General features: G+C 60.6%; 17 protein-coding genes. 3 read left to right on the plus strand and 14 right to left on the minus strand.

Features of this window, described 5'->3' with window-relative positions; translation table 11 throughout:
* Positions 1 to 257: 257 nt before the first annotated feature.
* The 3 genes from VY732_RS15600 to VY732_RS15610 all read right to left on the minus strand — a co-directional run bounded on the left by VY732_RS15600 (position 258) and on the right by VY732_RS15610 (position 3,615).
* The gene (locus VY732_RS15600) at positions 258 to 1,232 is read right to left on the minus strand and encodes a hypothetical protein (protein ID WP_331691151.1); all 975 of its coding nucleotides are present in this window, start codon (positions 1,230 to 1,232) and stop codon (positions 258 to 260) included.
* Between the two features lie 233 nt (positions 1,233 to 1,465).
* Positions 1,466 to 1,945 (minus strand): DUF934 domain-containing protein, encoded by a 480-nt coding sequence (locus VY732_RS15605; RefSeq protein ID WP_077572685.1) that lies wholly within the window; start codon positions 1,943 to 1,945, stop codon positions 1,466 to 1,468.
* Positions 1,942 to 3,615 (minus strand): nitrite/sulfite reductase, encoded by a 1,674-nt coding sequence (locus tag VY732_RS15610; protein ID WP_331691152.1) that lies wholly within the window; start codon positions 3,613 to 3,615, stop codon positions 1,942 to 1,944. The genes VY732_RS15605 and VY732_RS15610 overlap by 4 nt, the downstream gene beginning before the upstream one ends.
* A 349-nt stretch (positions 3,616 to 3,964) precedes the next feature.
* On the opposite strand from VY732_RS15610, the gene ccoN reads away from it, so the two are divergent.
* Entirely contained in the window at positions 3,965 to 5,392 is a 1,428-nt protein-coding gene (gene ccoN / locus VY732_RS15615; RefSeq protein ID WP_116033033.1) for a cytochrome-c oxidase, cbb3-type subunit I, read from the plus strand.
* An 18-nt stretch (positions 5,393 to 5,410) separates the two neighbouring features.
* Complete coding sequence (locus VY732_RS15620) at positions 5,411 to 5,629, plus strand: hypothetical protein (RefSeq protein ID WP_016983187.1); 219 nt, start codon at positions 5,411 to 5,413, stop codon at positions 5,627 to 5,629.
* A gap of 416 nt (positions 5,630 to 6,045) precedes the next feature.
* Here VY732_RS15620 and VY732_RS15625 read toward each other — a convergent pair whose 3' ends face one another.
* A complete protein-coding gene (locus VY732_RS15625) occupies positions 6,046 to 6,537 on the minus strand; it encodes a hypothetical protein (RefSeq protein ID WP_331691153.1) in 492 nt (163 codons plus the stop codon).
* Between the two features lie 212 nt (positions 6,538 to 6,749).
* Here VY732_RS15625 and VY732_RS15630 point away from each other — a divergent pair, with 212 nt between their 5' ends.
* Positions 6,750 to 7,442, plus strand: coding sequence for an aspartate/glutamate racemase family protein (locus tag VY732_RS15630; protein ID WP_331691154.1), 693 nt, complete (start codon positions 6,750 to 6,752; stop codon positions 7,440 to 7,442).
* Position 7,443: 1 nt separating this feature from the next.
* Here the strand turns inward: VY732_RS15630 and VY732_RS15635 are convergent, their stop codons facing one another.
* The 10 genes from VY732_RS15635 to VY732_RS15680 all read right to left on the minus strand — a co-directional run bounded on the left by VY732_RS15635 (position 7,444) and on the right by VY732_RS15680 (position 17,663).
* The gene (locus tag VY732_RS15635; RefSeq protein ID WP_077572681.1) at positions 7,444 to 7,962 is read right to left on the minus strand and encodes a GNAT family N-acetyltransferase; all 519 of its coding nucleotides are present in this window, start codon (positions 7,960 to 7,962) and stop codon (positions 7,444 to 7,446) included.
* A gap of 193 nt (positions 7,963 to 8,155) precedes the next feature.
* On the minus strand, positions 8,156 to 9,136 hold the full coding sequence (locus tag VY732_RS15640) for a LysR family transcriptional regulator (protein WP_331691155.1): 981 nt from the start codon (positions 9,134 to 9,136) through the stop codon (positions 8,156 to 8,158).
* 158 nt (positions 9,137 to 9,294) lie between these two features.
* A complete protein-coding gene (locus tag VY732_RS15645) occupies positions 9,295 to 10,242 on the minus strand; it encodes a peptidylprolyl isomerase (protein WP_331691156.1) in 948 nt (315 codons plus the stop codon).
* Positions 10,239 to 10,709 carry a YbjN domain-containing protein gene (locus VY732_RS15650; protein WP_127928070.1) on the minus strand — a complete coding sequence of 157 codons (471 nt, stop codon included), beginning with the start codon at positions 10,707 to 10,709 and terminating at the stop codon, positions 10,239 to 10,241. The genes VY732_RS15645 and VY732_RS15650 overlap by 4 nt, the downstream gene beginning before the upstream one ends.
* A gap of 17 nt (positions 10,710 to 10,726) precedes the next feature.
* Positions 10,727 to 11,356, minus strand: a complete 630-nt coding sequence (locus VY732_RS15655; RefSeq protein WP_331691157.1) for a DNA repair protein — start codon at positions 11,354 to 11,356, stop codon at positions 10,727 to 10,729.
* 17 nt (positions 11,357 to 11,373) lie between these two features.
* Positions 11,374 to 13,071, minus strand: coding sequence for a putative porin (locus VY732_RS15660; protein WP_108224805.1), 1,698 nt, complete (start codon positions 13,069 to 13,071; stop codon positions 11,374 to 11,376).
* A gap of 39 nt (positions 13,072 to 13,110) precedes the next feature.
* Entirely contained in the window at positions 13,111 to 13,815 is a 705-nt protein-coding gene (locus VY732_RS15665) for an energy transducer TonB family protein (protein ID WP_331691158.1), read from the minus strand.
* A 3-nt stretch (positions 13,816 to 13,818) separates the two neighbouring features.
* Positions 13,819 to 14,244, minus strand: a complete 426-nt coding sequence (locus tag VY732_RS15670; RefSeq protein WP_331691159.1) for an ExbD/TolR family protein — start codon at positions 14,242 to 14,244, stop codon at positions 13,819 to 13,821.
* A gap of 11 nt (positions 14,245 to 14,255) precedes the next feature.
* Complete coding sequence (locus VY732_RS15675; protein ID WP_331691160.1) at positions 14,256 to 16,052, minus strand: DUF2341 domain-containing protein; 1,797 nt, start codon at positions 16,050 to 16,052, stop codon at positions 14,256 to 14,258.
* A 12-nt stretch (positions 16,053 to 16,064) separates the two neighbouring features.
* On the minus strand, positions 16,065 to 17,663 hold the full coding sequence (locus tag VY732_RS15680; protein ID WP_331691161.1) for a ShlB/FhaC/HecB family hemolysin secretion/activation protein: 1,599 nt from the start codon (positions 17,661 to 17,663) through the stop codon (positions 16,065 to 16,067).
* Positions 17,664 to 17,719 lie beyond the last annotated feature (56 nt).

Raw genomic sequence — 17,719 nt, forward strand, 5'->3', positions numbered from 1 at the left:
TCAGTCCCCTCTTTCAGAGGTAGATAGAGGAGACTGATTGGCTTTGAATCCATAATCGACTCGGCCTTTCACGTCGGTGCAGGACGACAGCCAACTCGGTCAGTCCCCTCTTCCAGAGGTAGATAGAGGAGACTGATTGGCTTTGAATCCATAATCGACTCGGTCTTTCACGTCGGTGCAGGACGCCAGACACCTCGGTCAGTCCCCTCTCCCTCCGGGAGAGGGTTAGGGTGAGGGGCTTTTAAGGATTCACCCGATTACCAGGATGAAGTCTCACCACTACGCAACGCCATCTCCCGCCGGCTGTTGATGTGCATGGCCTTGATCAACGACACCGTGCCCACCAGCAAAATCGCCGCGCCCAACAGGAAGTCGATGTTGTACAGCTGGAAATCCTGCACCGGCCCGATCAGCAGCACCCGTACGATCGCCGCGCCCAACAGCGTGGCGAGGAAGTCGATCCCCGGTTCATTACGGTAAAACACCAGCAACAACGGCAGGCACAACACCAACAGCAGCAACAGCACGACAGCCTTGAACGAACCCTTGCGCTCGACGCTGAACGCGCATTCGTGCGGCCCGTAAGCCTTGTAATCCTCGTCACGAATCATCGAGGTTTTCTCGTTGATGTAGTCGACGCGGTTGTACTTCTGGATCGGCGTGAAGGTGTTGGACATCTCCATCAGCGTGGTGATGTTCTTGAAGCGCAGATCAATGCGTTCGCTGCCCTTGAGGTAATAAAGCACCGGTTTGTAGCCGTAGCGATAGGTGTCGAAAGGAAATTCGGTGACCTGACCCTGCACACCGATCGGGCGCGGTTCAAGTTCGGCATAGGCGCTTTTGTTGGTGGCCGACAGGTTGCGGCTCAGCGGCTGCACCTTGACCTGCTCAAGGAAGATCGGCGTGACGCCGAAGGACCACTGCAACGGTTCCAGACGCAGACGCAATTCGTTGCGAGCGAGGTCATAGCGGTTGAAGGTGCGCTCCGAAACCACCAGCGAACCACTGAGCATGAACTCGCCGCGCAGGTTGTTGGTGACGCGCAAGGTCAACTGATCCTTGCCCAGCAGCGCTGCTTCCGTAGTCGGTGGTGTGCCACACCATGCGGTGCTTTCGCCGACGCCGCCGAGCTGGCCGTCGCGGTTTTCCTTGAATACATAAAAGTAACTGGCCCACAGCGTCACCATCAAAAGCAACGCTGTGAGGCCGAGGATTTTTTTGCCCGGACTCACTGATCAGACTCCCTTCTTCGGTTCCATCGTCCAGCCGAAAACCCGCTGGCGACGGCGACTCTACCAAAAGGCCACCACTGACCCAAGGAGAAATGCCCGATTCATCAGGTTTCTAGGGGTTTCCCCGGTGTACATCGAAGATCAAAAGATCGTCCGAACGCGGCCCGAACCTGCGGCAGCTCCTACATGAGGTCAACTGTAGGAGCTGCCGCAGGCTGCGATCTTTTCAAGCGTCAGCGCCGACGGAACAGCGGACGTGGCTCGATCACCGAACGCCCATACAACACGCTCATGCCGGCCAACCCCTTCAGCGCATCCTCGGCAGACTTGTCCTCGCGCACCGCGAAACTGTCGAACCCGCACTGGCGCATATGGCTGAGCTGATCGCGCAATACATCGCCAATCGCGCGCAACTCCCCTGCCCAGCCGAACCGGCTACGCAGCAGATACGCCTGGCTGTAAGCGCGGCCGTCGCGAAAACTCGGGAAGTCCAGCGCGATCAGTGGCAACGAGGCCAACCACGGCACCAGGCTTTCAACCTCATCGTCCGGGCCGAGCCACACCGCATGAGTCGACGGCGATTCCAGCCAATGCGTCAGCGGGAGCATCAACAAACCATCAGGCCTTGGCGTCGATGGCTCGCGCACCAGCGTCCACGGATCGTCCGTCACAATCCGCGCGACACCCAGCTCCAGCCGCAACAAATTATTCATACCGCGGCCTCCAGCGTCTTCGGATAGACCCGCTCCTTGAACGGCTCCAGGCCGATCCGCGCCACGGTGTCGACAAACAATTCCTCGTGCTCGCGATAGCGCACGAAGGTGCCGATGATCCGCTCGATCACCTGCGGTACCTCAGCGGCGCTGAACGACGGGCCGATAACTTTGCCCAACGCGCTGTTTTTACCTTGGGCGCCACCGAGGGTGATCTGATACCACTCGCTGCCGTTCTTATCGACGCCGAGGATGCCGATATTGCCGATGTGGTGGTGGCCGCAGGCGTTCATGCAGCCGGAGATGTTCAGGCTGATATCGCCCAGATCGTGCAGGTAATCGAGATTATCGAAACGCGCCTGAATCGCCTGGGCGATCGGGATCGATTTGGCGTTGGCCAAGGCACAGAAATCGCCGCCGGGGCAGGCAATGATGTCGGTCAGCAGGCCGACGTTGGCGCTGCCCAGATCGTGTTTGCACGCCAGTTGCCACAGCGCGTAAAGGTCGGTTTTCGCCACGTCGGGCAGGACGATGTTCTGCTCATGGGCGATACGAATCTCGCCAAATCCGAAACATTGCGACCAGTCGGCCACCGCCAGCATCTGCACAGCGGTGACATCCCCCGGTGGCGAAGCCATACCCGGTTTGGTCGACAGCACCACACTGGTGTAGCCCGGCACCTTGTGCGGTTGCACGTTGCGCGCGACCCAGCGGGCGAACGCCGGGCTCTCCGCCAGGCGCGTGCCGAAGTCAAGATCGGTGTCGGCCAGGGTGTGATAAACCGGCGGCACGAACGCGCTGGCGACCCTCTGATATTCGGCCTCGGTCAACTGCGCCGGGCCGTCCTTGAGGTGTTGCCACTCCTCTTCGACTTCCTTGGCAAACGCCTCGATGCCCAACGCCTTGACCAGAATCTTGATCCGCGCCTTGTACTTGTTGTCGCGCCGACCGTGGCGGTTGTACACGCGCAAAACCGCTTCAACGTAGGACAGCAAATGCTGCCACGGCAAGCCCTCACGGATTTGCAAACCAAGAATCGGCGTGCGCCCCAGACCTCCGCCGACGATCACTCGCAGGAGCATCTGCCCGTCGCGTCCGGGGTAAAGGTACAGGCCGATGTCGTGCATCATGATCGCCGCGCGATCCTGTTTGGCCGAGCAGATGGCGATCTTGAATTTGCGCGGCAAAAAGAGGAATTCCGGGTTGATCGTCGACCACTGCCGCAGGATTTCGGCCAGTGGGCGCGGGTCGATCAGTTCATCTGCCGCCACCCCGGCGAAGGCCTCGGTGGTGATGTTGCGCACGCAGTTGCCGGAGGTCTGGATCGCATGCATGTTGACCTGCGCCAAGCGTTCGAGGATGTCCGGCACCTCGGCCAATTCGATCCAGTTGAACTGCATGTTCTGCCGCGTGGTGAAGTGGCCATAACCGCGATCGTAGTCGCTGGCGATGCTGGCCAACGTGCGCATCTGCTCGGCGCTCAAGGTGCCGTAGGGAATCGCCACACGCAGCATGTAGGCGTGCTTTTGCATGTACAGGCCGTTTTGCAGGCGCAGCGGCAGGAACTCCTCTTCGCTCAACTCCCCGGCCATGAAGCGCTCGACCTGATCGCGGAATTGCGCAACGCGCTCGAACACCAGCGCCCGGTCGTAATCATCGTATTGATACATGCCACTGCCACCTCATCAGGACGCACACAATTCCTGTAGGAGTGAGCCTGCTCGCGATAGCGGTGTGTCAGGCAACTGAGATGTTGACTGACACTCCGCTATCGCGAGCAGGCTCACTCCTACAGTTTTCTTCAGAGCACTATGACGAAGCAGCGCAGCACGTTACAGATTCACCTGAAGCGATAAAAACCATATCAGGGCGCGGCAGAACGCCGCAGTCAGCCCGTCAATCTGATCCGCACAAATCTAAGATTCCTGAGCCTGTTTTGTTTCTGGCGGGGTTTCTACAGTGCAGCTCATGCCAGACCGGGTGGCCTGGCAAGACTTTGCAACCGTGGATGAACTGACCATGAGCACAGCAACAATCGGACAGGCTTACAACTACAAGGTCGTCCGCCAATTCGTCATTGCGACGATCTTTTGGGGTGTGGTGGGCATGGCGATGGGGGTTTTTATCGCCTCGCAACTGGTGTGGCCAGAGATGAACCTGGACCTGCCATGGACCACCTTCGGCCGACTGCGACCGCTGCACACCAGCCTGGTGATTTTCGGATTCGCCGGCAGCGCGCAATTCGCCGCCAGTTACTACGCGGTGCAGCGCACCTGCCAGGTGCGGCTGTATTCAGACAAACTCGCCGCGTTCACCTTCTGGGGCTGGCAATCGGTGATCGTGATCATGCTGATCACCCTGCCAATGGGCTACACCACCACCAAGGAATACGCCGAGATCGAATTCTCCGGCGCGGTGTGGATGGCCGTGGTCTGGGTCGCCTACGCCGTGGTGTTTTTCACTACCGTGGTGCAGCGCAAGACCAAACATATCTACGTCGGCAACTGGTTTTTCGGCGCGTTCATTCTGGTGATCGCCATGTTGCATGTGGTCAATCACCTGTCGATTCCGGTGGACTGGTTCAAGTCCTATCCGGTGTATTCCGGCGCCACCGATGCGATGGTGCAGTGGTGGTATGGGCACAACGCGGTGGGCTTTTTCCTGACCACCGGGTTCCTCGGGATGATGTATTACTTCGTGCCAAAACAGGTCAATCGGCCGGTGTATTCGTATCGTTTGTCGATCGTGCACTTCTGGGCGCTGATCACCCTGTACATCTGGGCCGGCCCGCACCATTTGCACTACACCGCGCTGCCGGACTGGGCGCAGTCGCTGGGCATGGCCATGTCACTGATCCTGCTCGCGCCGAGCTGGGGCGGGATGATCAACGGCATGATGACCTTGTCCGGTGCCTGGCATAAGTTGCGCACCGACCCGATTTTGCGCTTCCTGGTGCTGTCGTTGGCGTTCTACGGCATGTCGACGTTCGAAGGGCCGATGATGGCGATCAAAACGGTCAATGCCCTCTCCCACTACACCGACTGGACCATCGGCCACGTCCACGCCGGCGCCTTGGGCTGGGTGGCGATGATCACCTTCGGCGCGACCTATCACATGGTGCCGAAAGTGTTTGGCCGCGAGCAGATGTACAGCACGCCGCTGATCAACCTGCACTTCTGGCTGGCGACCATCGGCACGGTGTTGTACATCGCCTCCATGTGGGTCAACGGCATCACCCAAGGCCTGATGTGGCGGGCGATCAACGAGGACGGCACGCTGACCTATTCGTTTGTCGAAGCGCTGCAGGCCAGTCATCCGGGGTTCATCGTGCGCTTTGCCGGCGGGGTGTTTTTCCTCACCGGGATGTTGCTGATGGCTTACAACGTGTGGCGTACGGTGCGGGTTGCCGACGTGGCATTGGCCCACCGTGAAGCGCAGATCGCCTGAGGCAGGGAGCCGCTCGTGATGGAGATTTTCTTTGATGTGTTGGGCGTGGTGTTTCTGTGGCTGGCGGTGGAGTACTGCTTGCGGCGGGAGACGGCGGACAGTCTGGATGAAGCGAGCATGGTGCCGTTTGCCGATGACCCGGAGGTGGCGCGGCGGGTGGAGCTGGCCACCGGTAAAACCGTGAAAGCGGTGGCGCCGGAAGTGGCGAAGCCGGGGTGGGTCAATCTCGATATGTGAGGGGTGTCAGATGGGCTGCCCTCACCCTAGCCCTCTCCCAGAGGGAGAGGGAACTGACCGAGTGGTTTGTTCGAGTGACGCCGACCTGAAATATCTCGGGTGAATGCAATCTCAAAAACAACGAAGATCGGCTCCCTTTCCCCTCTCACCCGGAAGGAGAGGGAACTGACCGCGTGGTTTGTTCGAGTGACGCCGACCTGAAATATCTCGGGTGAATGCAATCTCAAAAACAACGAAGATCGGCTCCCTTTCCCCTCTCACCCGGAAGGAGAGGGAACTGACCGAGTGGTTTGTTCGAGTTACGCCGACCTGAAATATCTCGGGTGAATGCAATCTCAAAAACAATGAAGATCGGCTCCCTTTCCCCCTCGCCCCCCTGGGGGAGAGGGCTGGGGTGAGGGGGTAAGCTCTTGATCTTAACTACGGTCGCGAGGAATCAGGCTTTGCAGTTGTTGGGCTAGGAAGTTGGCGTCGAAGGCAAACGTATCCGGATCCTTCAGCCCATTGGTCTTGCGCCACTGCCACTCACCGTTCGGCAGCCCTACCAACGAAATGCTGCCATAACGCGCCGCCGTCAGCCCCATCACCGCCAGTGAAATCTGCCCGCCACTGCCCATCACATCCGGCACAAATTCCACCGGTTTGCCGGCAATCACAATGCTCAGCTTTTCCGTCTTGAAGGTCGAGGTCTCCACCGGCGTGCTGGGCCCGAACGCGACATAAGCCTCACGACTCACCTCCAGCAGATTCGGTGCCTGCACCGGTTCCAGCCATTGCTGAATATCGCCGAACAGAGCAGTAATGCGCGTAGCCCATGCTGCCGATTGCGTCTCGAACAGTTGCTTCTTGTGCGCTTCGCTCTCGGCGTAATGATGAAGCATCTCGCCCAGTTGTTGTACGTCGTCCATAGCGGTGTTCCTCGGAAAGGAGCTGCAAAGGTCGATAGTGGCAGATACCAGCCCCGGCGTACGTTTAACCTGCACCAGGCCCGATGAAGCACCATGACACTTGCGTGAAAGATCAGCAGTACAGTCACTTGCTGCTGGTATCGAAGCATGAAGAAAAGGAAACTCCGGGCAGACCTGAACGTTCGACACTGTCATTTGCCTGAGGACATCCAATGCGCACCATCGGCCTGATCGGCGGCATGAGCTGGGAATCCAGCGCCGAATATTATCGACTCATCAATCAGCAAGTCCGTGATCGTCTCGGCCCGCTGCGCTCAGCGCAATTGCTGATGTACAGCGTCGATTTCGGCGCCGTCGAGCAGGCCCAGCACGCCGGGCGCTGGGACGATGCGGCAGCGATTCTGGTCGATGCCGCGCGCAGGCTCGAAGCCGGCGGCGCGGAATGTGTGGTGCTGTGTACCAACACCATGCACAAGGTGGCCGAACAGATTCAGGCGGCGATCAGCATTGCGTTTCTGCACATTGCCGAACCGGCCGCACACGCCGCGCTGGAGATTGATGCTCGCACCGTCGGCTTGCTCGGCACGGCATTCACGATGGAACAGGACTTTCTCAAGCAACGTTTGATTGCTCAGGGTTTGACGGTATTGGTGCCGGACGAAGCCGAGCGCAAGGACGTGCACCGAATCATCTACGACGAACTCTGTGTTGGCGTGATCAGCGATCAGTCTCGGCAAATCTATCAACGAGTGATCGAATCCCTCACCGCACGCGGCGCGCAGGCGATCATTCTCGGCTGCACGGAAATCGGCCTGTTGCTCAAACCCGAACACAGCGCCCTACCCCTGCTCGACACCACCGAGCTGCATGCGCAGTCGGCGGTGGCGTTCGCCTTGGGCGACTGATTCAGGTCTTCGGACGACTGCGCAGGCGGGCCATGCTCAGGGTGTCGACCCATTGCCCGTCGCGCACTGCGTAATCACGAAACAGGCCTTCGGTCTCGAAACCGAATTTGCGGTAGAGCGCGATGGCGGCTTCATTGTCGGCGTAAACCGAGAGTTCGACGCGGTGCAGATTCATCCAGTTGTCGGCGACGTCCAGCGCCGCCGCCAACAGCTTCGAACCCACGCCTTTGCCCTGCCACGCCACGGCGACTGCCATACCGACGCTGCCGGCGTGGCTGCGACGAATCCGCGAATAGTTTTCCAGCCCCAGATGGCCGATGACCTGGCCCTGATGCAGCGCGACCAGCTTCAACACCCGTTCATTTTCCGCCAGCAGCCGTTGGCGCCAGACGTCGACGGACTGAAACGGCATCTGCAACACCTGCCGGGTGACGGCCCGCTCGTTGTAAAGCGCAGTGACAGCCTCGAGGTGCGACTCGCCGAAGCGTTCGATGTGAATGGCGGCGTTGTGGTCGGGCATGGCGGATCCTTCCTGGATCGATGTGTGGCCGACCACTCTAAACCGCCAAACACAACATCTGCCATAGGTAAATACCTGTAGGAGTGAGCCTGCTCGCGATAGCGGTGTGTCAGTCAATATTGATCAATCTGACACACCGCTATCGCGAGCAGGCTCACTCCTACAGGGGGAATGCGGGCACAAGAGGATTGCGTCAGGGCTGAAACCATTCCCGGCGTTCGTTGAAGGTGTGGTGAATGAGGTCGGTCAGGGTCTGCACTTCGGCCACATTCTGTGACTCGGCGTTGACCGCCAGCCACGCCTGCAATTGCATGGGTTCTTCGAACAGCCCCGGCAGTGCGATCAGACCCCGGTCAAACCGGCTCATGTACGCCGGCAACAACCCAATGCAAGCGCTACAGCGAATCATCTCCAGCATCAATTCATAGGACTGCATCTGCACCACCCCGGCCAGACGCTGTTCGACCAGTTCATTCCACGGCCGAAAACTGTCGATCTGCCGATCATGCTGCCATTGCACCAGCATGAAGTCGGCGAGGTCATCAGGCGTGTCCGGGCGCGCGGTGACGCGGGAGTAGCGTTTGGCGATGTGTGGCAGGTAGTCGAGACGCGCCAGCGCTTGCGGTTCGCTGGTGGCGAAGGTCGGGCCGGGGTGTGGGGTTTCGCCGTTGGCCAGCCAGAGGACGATGTCGGCGCTGACGGCGCGCAGGGACAGTTCGCTGTCCAGCGCGATGATTTCCAGACGCACGCTGGCGTTGCGGCGCAGCAGTGCGATGAGGTCGCGGCCGAGGATGTCGTGGAGGATAGATTCGGCGACGGCGAGGCGAATCAATGGTTGTTCGATCACCGGGAGTTTGCGTTCGTTGGCCAGTGCTACCAGTTTGGCCTGCAGTTGCTGACCTTCGCGGGTCAGGCTCAGGGCGCTGCCCTGGAAGCTGAACAGGGTGTGTTGCAGTTCTTGTTCGAGCTGCGCGAGTTGTTTGCGCAGCAAGGTCGAGCGCACGTTGAGGCTGCGTGCGGCTTGCATGAAGCAGCCGCAGCGGGCGCTGACCAGGAAGTATTGGGCGACGTCGGCGTCGATGGTCGCGGCGTGTGCGAGCCACGGTTCGCTGTTGTCGTGTGGCCAGCGGTAATCGCTGGTGCCCGGTCGTCCTGCGGGTTCGGTGAATGACATCGATGACTCCCTGTCGATCTTTGTATTTGTCGTTACGCAATTCCCCTGTAGGAGTGAGCCTGCTCGCGATAGCGGTGTGTCAGTCGACATTTCTTAACCTGACACACCGCTATCGCGAGCAGGCTCACTCCTACAGGGGGGTTGTGGTGAAGGTGGGATTAGTGCTTTTCCTCGAGAACTTTGTTGAGTTCGGCACCGTCGATGCTCAATGTGGCGGTGTTGAGCATGCCGTCCAGATAGGCTTGGGCGATTTGTTCCTGGCGCTGCGCACGCAAGGCCTGGGTCAGTTGATCGCGCAGTTCATCGAGGGTTGCGGTGCGTGCAGGTTGTTGCTCGGTGAGTTTGATCACATGGAAGCCGGCGGCACTTTGGACGGGATCGGAAACCGCGCCGACCTTGAGCCGCGCCACGGCGCCACGCACTTCCGGCACCAGTTGCTGCAACGGTTGCAGGCCGCTATCGCCACCGCGTTCAGCGGTGACGCGATCCTGCGAATATTGAGTCGCCAATGCAGCAAATTCTGACGGCGTCGCCTGGGCCTTTTTGCTCAGTTCGAGCGCCTGTTTGCGCACCGATTCAAGATTCTGCGGATCATTTACCCCAAGGAAAATCTGACTGACCCGATACAACGCCGGCGTCTGCCAATTGGCTTTGCCCGCGTCATAGGCCTGCTGCAACTCAGCCGCACTCGGATAATCCGCCGGCACTTGACTGACCGAACGCAAGTAATCACGGAACACGATCTGCTCAGTCGCCGCACGAGTCTGCCGCGCAACCTCCGGACGCTGCGCCCAACCCTGCGCATCAGCCTGCTCCAGCACCGCTTTCTCGGCCAGACGCGTGCGAATCCAGCGCTCCAGCGCCTCACGATTGCCGCGCAATTGTTCGCGGGTTTCCGCTGGCACCGTCGCCAGCAACGTCTGAAGTTCCGCAGGGGTTACCTGCTGATTACCCAACCGCGCCACCGCCGGCCCCGTTGCAACCACCGTCACGGACGATGATTGCTGGGCGGCGACCGGGTCACTGCCCGGCCGCACCACCAGCGCCACGGCCACCACCAACAGCGCCACTGCCGCAGCGCTGATCACCATGGCAGGCTTTTTCACAGCGCGACTTCCTCTTGCTCGGCGACGGCGACTTTGGCGGTCTGCGCGGTGCCGTTCTGGGTGAAGTCACGCAGATAAACGATGAATTCCTGCAGCAGGCGATCCCACAATTCCAGGTTGCCGCGCAGGTGATCGTTGCTCACGCCCGCCGCCACCACCACATCCATTTCCATCACCAGAAACTCGCCCTGCAACGACAAACGCGCAAAACGACGGCTGGCGTTCCACTGCTCGGCCACACCTTGCGGCAACTCACCCTGCACCCGCAGCGCACAGCTGAAGGTGAAATCAACGTAGCTGCCCTGCTCCACCGCCGGATTACCAAAACGCACGGCGTAACCGATGCCCTGGCTGGCGCTGAGCAACTGGACGATGCCGTTCTGTTCGGTTTCGTTGACGCGATAACCGGCCGCTTGCAGAACTTCGGTCAGGGATTTTGGCGATACGTGGCTGATCAATTGAGTCATTACTTCTTCCTTGTCTATCAGTGCGAGAGCGCGGCTTGCGGCGCGTCGAATTGAGTCTTGTAAAGCTCGTCACCGAACCCCTGAGCCAGTTCATCGAACTTGACCCGGGCGCTGCCCGCGAAGGGCTGGCGGATCTTCATCACCTCGGCCACATCGATGTTTTCGTAGGCAGTGAGGATCTGCTTGGCGACGCCGTACATCTGCTGATTCTTGACTGAACATTGCTGCACTTGTGTGTCACGTTCAGCCAATTGCGCTTGAAGCTTAGACCGTTCTGCCTCTTTGGCACGGGCCATGACCAGCAACTCGTCATAGGCCTTTTTGAACTTGCCGGTCTGCTCGGCGCTGGCCGCCACTTGTGCCTGCGCCTGACTGTGCAGGCTCTGTTGCTGTCCGGCGAGCTGTTCGGCAACGCCTTTGGTCTTGGCCAGTTCGGCAGTCAATTGCTTGATTTGCGCCTGCGCAGCCTTGGCCTCGTTCTGCGCCGCCAGTTGCGCGGCGCTGGCCTGGGCCTGCTGACTTTGCAGGGCCTGCAACTGTTGCGTGGTGCTGCGCAATTGCGTGCGCAGGCGTTCTTCCATGCCTTCGGCACTGGCCCCGGTGGCGATCAACAGCCCGAGCCCGAGCAACACAAATCGCGTTTTCATAACCCTCTCCCGGCGCCTTAGAAGCGCGTGTTGATCTCAAGCTGCAAGACGTCGATGTCGAACGGCGCGCCGTACACCGCTTCGGTGCTCATCCAGCGACCGGTGGCATAAACGTTCTTCGCCAGACCGTAGTTGCCGCCGATGAAATAACCCTTGGCGTTGGTGCCGCCGAGGTGGAACGACGAGTCGTTGAAGCCGTCCGGCAAGGCGTCGGGCTGGATGTATTTGTAGCCAGCGAACATGTTCCAGTCGCCCTGCTTTTTCAGGTCCAGCGCGCTGCCGAGGGTGAACTGCACCATCCACGCATTGGCGCCGCTTTCGATGTCGCCGTTGCTGTCGAGGTTGTTGACGATCTGCCCGGCCGAACGCTTGCGCATGTCGCCTTCGTCGTAGGCAAGGTTGTGGATGTAATTGCCCTGGCTGCGCAGTTTGAAATCTTCTGGCAGATCGGCATCCCACACCACGTTCAGATCAAGCAGATTGAATTCCGAAGCAAGACCAACAAACTGCGGTTGCGGTGTGGTGGTCGGGTTAAGCGGGTTCGGCGTGATGTCGCGCAGCAGGAACACGCTGTTGCCCTTCTGCATGAACGCCGCGCGGCTGCCATCGCTGTCGCAACCCGGCGCGCCGGCCCACGGTTCGCAAGGGCTGGAGCGCTGGCCTTGAATGTCGTCGAAACGGTAGTAAGCCAGCGCACCTTTCAAGCGGTTGTTGCTGTTGATCGCCCATTTGGCGCCGATCTGCGCGCCGTACAACCACTTGTTGTCGCTCTCTTCCTTGTCGAAGCCGTTGCTGCTGGCGGTGTCGTTGGTGTAATCCACCGGGAACGCACCGACGGTGCCGAACACGCCCCAATCGCGGTTGAGCTTGTGGTCGAAAATCGCTGCCACGCCGTCGAAATTCAAATCGTTGGAATAGAGCATGTCGGTGGACATGAACGGGTTGGCGAAGCGCCCGCCGGTCAGGGTCAATTCATCCGTAGGTTTCCAGTTCAGGTAGCCCTGATCGAGCCAGATGTCCTTTTTGGCGAAGCCGCCACCGAGGCTTTGCGTGGTCGATACCGGGTTGTTGTCCGAGCCGGTGCCGATGCGGATGCCGGCAGTCCATTGCGGCGAGATCTCCGCTTTCATGCCCAGCCGCGCACGGATGCGGAATTGGTTGGTACGGTCTTCGCGGGTGTTGAGCAGCGGCGGCAGATTGGTGCTGCTGTTGGGGTTTACGTCGTACGGGCCGTTGTTGTTGAGCTTGGCGAAGTCGACGATCTCGTTACTGTTGCTGTCCGAGTAGTAGCGCGACTCGTCACGCAGACGAATGTCGCCGTCGAAACTGATGCGCGCCGCCCATTCCGGGAAGCTGTTGGGCGCCGCCCAGTTTTCCTGTTTGGCGGTGGCCATGACTTCAGCTTTGACCTGGTCGCGGATCTGGTCACGCACCGCGGCTGGCACGTATTGCACGCGGACATCGCCCGGCGCCGCCACTGGCCCGGCCGCCACGGCGGTGGATGCCGCAGCCTGTTTCGCTTGGGCCGCTTCGTTCTGCGCCTGAGCGATCAGTGCGTCGGCCTTGTCCTGTTTCAGAATGCCCTGCTCGACCAGCAAGCGGATCAGATTGATCGTGGCGTTCTCCGAGGGCGCAGGCGCTGCCACGGCCTGACCGACCAGGGTCGCGATGACCATGCCGACCGCCAGGGACAATCGATTCACGTTGGAAATCATCTGCACACAACTCCTTTCGCCAAAGCGTAAATAAATGAATTAACCCGGACGCCGCCCTTGCAGGGACAGGCGCACAGGCAAAGTGATGGAGGCCGGTGGCCGTTCGCTCAGCGCCGGGGCACCGCGCAGCGCCGCCAGCACCTGAGTATCGATTTCGGGGTTACCGCTGGACTTGATCAGCTCGACGCGGGTGATCTCGCCAACGCTGCTCAGCCAGACATCGGCCTGCAGCGAAAACGCGAGGTTGCGCAGCTCAGGGTTCTCGCGCAGCAAACGCTGGAAGGTGAACGCCAGAAACTGGCTGTACGTCCCAGTGCCCAGACGCCCGCCGCCGGCACCGGCCATGCCGCCACCCTTGCCCGCGCCGATGTTGAAAGCGTCATTGCCGCTTTGAGCATCACCGTCCATTTGCATCGGGTTGGCCAGATCGTCCGCCGGCGATGGCGGCGCTTCTTCCTCGGGCTTGACCTCTTCCGGCTCCGGCGTTGGCTCGGGCTCGACGACTTTTTCTTCCACCGGAGTTTCCGGTTCCGGCGGTTTTTCCGGCGGCGGAGGTGGCGGTGGCGGCAACGGAATGATCGTCGGCACCTTCGGCGCTTCACGGCGGATGCCACTCATGTCATTGGCCCACTGCCAGAGAAACCAAGCAGCGAGCACGCCGATGAGCAATCCGGCGCCCCACTTCGCATAACGCAGCGCTGGATTTTTCACCGGCAGCGGCTCGATCGGGAGTTGTGCGGTCATGACTCAGCCCTGACTCGGTTTGCCGGTGACGAGACCGACCTGGGACAGTTCGAGCCGGCGCAACAGGTCCAGCACTTCGATGACCTTCTGGTATTGCACGGTCGCATCGCCGCGCACGATCACCGGGAAATCCGGGCTCTGCGCTTTCTCGATGCGCAGGCGTTCTTCCAGCTCGGTCAATGTCACCGGATAGGCGTCGAGGAACACCTGGCCGCCGTCGTTGACCGAAATCGCCTTGGTCTTGGCCTCGGACAGCGACACCGAGGCGCTGGCCTTGGGCAGGTTGATCTGGATCCCGGAAACCTGCGCGGTGGCGGTGAGGATGAACATCACCAGCACCACCATCAGCACGTCGACCAGCGGGGTAATGTTGATGCTGTCCACCGCGGCATCTTCGTCATCGTCGTGGGAGGCATTTACGGACGCCATGTCAGTGCTCCTCAGGCCGGTACGGAGTGGTTGGCGTGATGGCCGCGATGCGCCGACTCACTGAACTGGCTCTCGCCGTGCATCTCCGCCAGACGGGTGATGAACTCGTCGACGAACACGCGCATGTCGGCGCTGACCTCCTTGTTGCGAGTGATCAGGCGGTTGTAGCCAAACAGCGCCGGGATCGCGACGAACAGGCCCATCGCGGTCGCGAGCAACGCGGCAGCCATACCCGGAGCGATGGCGTTGATGTTGACGTCGCCGGCCATTGCGGTGCCGAGGAACACCACCATGATCCCCAGCACCGTGCCGAGCAGGCCGATGTACGGGCCGCCGGCGATGGCGTTGGACAGGGTCGAGAGTTTCGAGCTCAGTTGCTGGTTTTCGCGGGTGCGCACGCCGTCCATGGAGCAGCGGATGGCTTCGATGGTGGCGGCGGATACCGAGGAGGTATCGGCGCCCTGCTCGCGACGGGTGCGGATCTCTTTCACCGCCACCAAGTACAGACGCCACAGCGAGGAATGCTGCAAACGCTGCGCGAGTTGGGCGTCGTCGGCGAACATCTCCAGACGCGTGCCGACCTTGGCGAACTGCACGCGGAAGTCTTCGTTGGCGGCAGATACGCGGCTGAGGCTGCGGTTCTTGCGCAGCATGATGATCCACGACTGGAACATCATCAGCACCAGCACGGCGATGATCACCCAAGCGTCGATTGGCACCGCGTTGAGCAGGAAGCCGAGACTGCCGAAGCCGAAACCGGATTGCTCTTCATCGACGCCGTAAGCGACCAGTTTCGACTCGGCACCTTGTGAAGTCGCGTCGGCCAGCAACAGCGCTGCCGGACGAGAAACTTTCGACAGGCGCAATTCGTCGATGGCGCCCACGAACGGCTGGAATGGGCCTTCGTGCACGTCAGCGCCGATCGCCATGACCGAGTTGAAGGCCGGCATCGCCTGGGCTAGCGTGGCCGCTTCGCGACCGTTGATGAACAGGGTCACTTTGGCGCCTTCAGCGGTCAGCGCAACGTGTTGCCATTGGCTGGGATTCAGCGCTTGCGTGGCGACAGCGCGTTGGCCATCGATTTCTACAAACGGTACGCCTTGATTGGCACCGACCAGCAGACTGTTGGCGCCTTCGCGACGGGCGAGAATCAGTTGTTCGCCATTGGCCTGATCCAGACGCAGCCAGGCACTGAAGGTGAACGCACTGCCGGCGTTGTGTTGCAGCGATGGACTGGCCGGCAGCAACAACGGCTGGCCGCTGAACTGCAAGGCGCGCCCGACTACGCCGTCAATCGCCGCGCCGGTCGCGCTTTGTGCGGTATTACCGTAGGCCGTGGTGTCTTTGGCCGGGGTGCCGGTGGCACCGTCGAAGTGATAAAGCGCGGTGTAATTCGGATCGAAAGTCAGCTGGCCGTTGCCGGTCGCCGGGGCTTTCTGATTGCCGTAGTACATCCAGATGTCCTGGCGCTGACCGCCCTCGACATTCGGCACATCGACCCAGATCAGCGCCATGCCCATCAGTGCGTCGAAGCTTTCGATTTGATGATTGAGAACAGTCTTGTCATCGGCGGCGACGAAGCGCAGGTCCGAGCCGTCCTCCTTCACGCCGTCGAAGGTGAAATTGCCGGTGTGCAGGCGCACCAACAGCGCGGTGCGGCCGAGGGCCTGATTGATTGCCGCGCCTTGTGGCGTGGTGTCGACAGCGATCTGTTTGCGGTAATGCCAGTCGTCCTGCCACCAGGCCTGAGCCGTGGCCGGGAGCACGAAGCCCAGGCAGATCAACAACGAAAGGAAGAGGCGCTGCATGAACGTGCTCCTTTAAAAAGTGGCTTGAAGGTTGAAGTGCAGGCGCGATTCCTGCTTCGAGGTGTTCGGCCCTTCGAGTAGCGGGTAGCCCCAGTCGAGGCTGCCGGACAGCCATTTGCTCAGGCTGGCGCGGGTGCCGAGGCCGACGCTGGCCAGGGCGTAATTGGCGTCCTGATCCGGCAGTTCGTCGCGCAGATACAGTTGCGCGCCTTCGGCAAAGGCATAGAAGCGCCAGTCCTGCATCCACGTGCCGGCGTACTTGGCCAGCGATGGCGTGCGCAGTTCCTGGCTGAGCAGCAAGCCGTCATCACCAGTGCGCTCGGCGGCCAGATAGCCACGCACTGAAGTGGCGCCGCCGGCGGAGAATTGTTCGTTGGAAACCAGTGGCCCCGAGGCCAACTGGAACGCGGCTTTGCTCGCGCTCTGCCAGTCGCTGTCGAAGGTCCAGGTGTAATTCGTATCGCCCTTGAGTACGGCGAAGCTCGGTTTGGCGCGGTAGCGTTTGTAGTCGAAGTCTTCGTCGGAACTGCCGTAACCGAAAATGCTGCGAGTGGCGGCGACCAGGCTCAGGCCGAGTCCGAGCTGGCTCTTCTCGGTGTAGCGATAGCCGTTGTAGGCGAAGGTAAACGGCGCGTATTGCAACGGGACTTTGTCGCTCTCGCCGGACAGGGTCAGGCGTTCGTCGAAGTCTTTGAAGTCGATGCCGGCGGACAGCGAGTTCGACCAGTTGCCGCTCGATGGCAACGTGTAAATCGCCGAGACACCATAGGAATGGCCCTTACCGAGTACGTTGCTGCCACCGATGGTGGCGACGTTGCTGTCGGACTGGTAACCGGAGAACTGCACGCTCCAGCGCTCGGTCAGCGGCGCGGTGTACGAACCCGACCAGACTTTGGCGTTGTCGGTCTCTTGCGGTGCGGTAAAGAACGTCAGGTTGACGCTGTGGCCGAGTTGCCAAAGGTTGTTGTAGCCGAGGCTCGTGACCGTGCGCAGCTTTTCCGTGTCGGCGCTGTAGTCGTTGTTGAGGCCGACGCTGGCGGTCCACGGGTTTTGATCTTCGACCTGCAAATCGACGTCCATGGTGCCGGGGCGCTGACCTTCGCGCACCAGCGGCATCACCTGGCGGCCCGGGGTTTTGTTCAGTTGTGCGAGTTCGCCCTGAACCTTGGCGAAGTCCGGCACCTCGCCTTCCTTCAGCGCCGGGACGTCGTCACGAATATCCAGCGGCGAATAGTGTTTGGCGCCGACCACACGCACCCGGCCGACCTTGGTTTCGCTGACTTGCAGGTAGACGATGCCGTCGGCCACCGCTTGCTCCGGCAGCTCGACGAACACTGACTGATAGCCACGTTGCTGATAGGCCTTTTGCAACGCGTCCCGAGCACCTTCGATATCCGTGAGGGCTTTTTGCGGACCGAGAAACGGGTAGACCGCCTCTTCGATCGCCCGCGCATCGAGCACGGTGTTGCCGCGCACGAAGTATTCGTTGACGTCGACCAGACGCTGCGCTGCTGCGTTTTGCGCAGCCTCTTCGGCCAACGCCGGCTGCGCGCCCGCCGTCACCAGCAGCCAGCCCCACAGCGCCAGCCGTGACTTGAAAATCGGTTCCACACTACCCCCTGAATTCGCGATGACCTGTTGGCGTTTCGAACGCCGCGTGTATGGCG

Origin of the sequence: Pseudomonas sp. ZY71, from assembly GCF_036542145.1 — a bacterium.
Taxonomy (GTDB): Bacteria; Pseudomonadota; Gammaproteobacteria; order Pseudomonadales; family Pseudomonadaceae; genus Aquipseudomonas; species Aquipseudomonas koreensis_A.

Excerpts from the sequence above, each read along its gene's own strand:
- VY732_RS15605 (WP_077572685.1), bottom strand. The coding sequence starts at position 1,945 with ATGAATAATTTGTTGCGGCTGGAGCTGGGTGTCGCGCGGATTGTGACG.
- VY732_RS15610 (WP_331691152.1), bottom strand. The coding sequence starts at position 3,615 with ATGTATCAATACGATGATTACGACCGGGCGCTGGTGTTCGAGCGCGTT.
- ccoN (WP_116033033.1), top strand. The coding sequence starts at position 3,965 with ATGAGCACAGCAACAATCGGACAGGCTTACAACTACAAGGTCGTCCGC.
- VY732_RS15620 (WP_016983187.1), top strand. The coding sequence starts at position 5,411 with ATGGAGATTTTCTTTGATGTGTTGGGCGTGGTGTTTCTGTGGCTGGCG.
- VY732_RS15625 (WP_331691153.1), bottom strand. The coding sequence starts at position 6,537 with ATGGACGACGTACAACAACTGGGCGAGATGCTTCATCATTACGCCGAG.
- VY732_RS15630 (WP_331691154.1), top strand. The coding sequence starts at position 6,750 with ATGCGCACCATCGGCCTGATCGGCGGCATGAGCTGGGAATCCAGCGCC.
- VY732_RS15635 (WP_077572681.1), bottom strand. The coding sequence starts at position 7,962 with ATGCCCGACCACAACGCCGCCATTCACATCGAACGCTTCGGCGAGTCG.
- VY732_RS15640 (WP_331691155.1), bottom strand. The coding sequence starts at position 9,136 with ATGTCATTCACCGAACCCGCAGGACGACCGGGCACCAGCGATTACCGC.
- VY732_RS15650 (WP_127928070.1), bottom strand. The coding sequence starts at position 10,709 with ATGACTCAATTGATCAGCCACGTATCGCCAAAATCCCTGACCGAAGTT.
- VY732_RS15655 (WP_331691157.1), bottom strand. The coding sequence starts at position 11,356 with ATGAAAACGCGATTTGTGTTGCTCGGGCTCGGGCTGTTGATCGCCACC.
- VY732_RS15660 (WP_108224805.1), bottom strand. The coding sequence starts at position 13,071 with ATGATTTCCAACGTGAATCGATTGTCCCTGGCGGTCGGCATGGTCATC.
- VY732_RS15665 (WP_331691158.1), bottom strand. The coding sequence starts at position 13,815 with ATGACCGCACAACTCCCGATCGAGCCGCTGCCGGTGAAAAATCCAGCG.
- VY732_RS15670 (WP_331691159.1), bottom strand. The coding sequence starts at position 14,244 with ATGGCGTCCGTAAATGCCTCCCACGACGATGACGAAGATGCCGCGGTG.
- VY732_RS15675 (WP_331691160.1), bottom strand. The coding sequence starts at position 16,052 with ATGCAGCGCCTCTTCCTTTCGTTGTTGATCTGCCTGGGCTTCGTGCTC.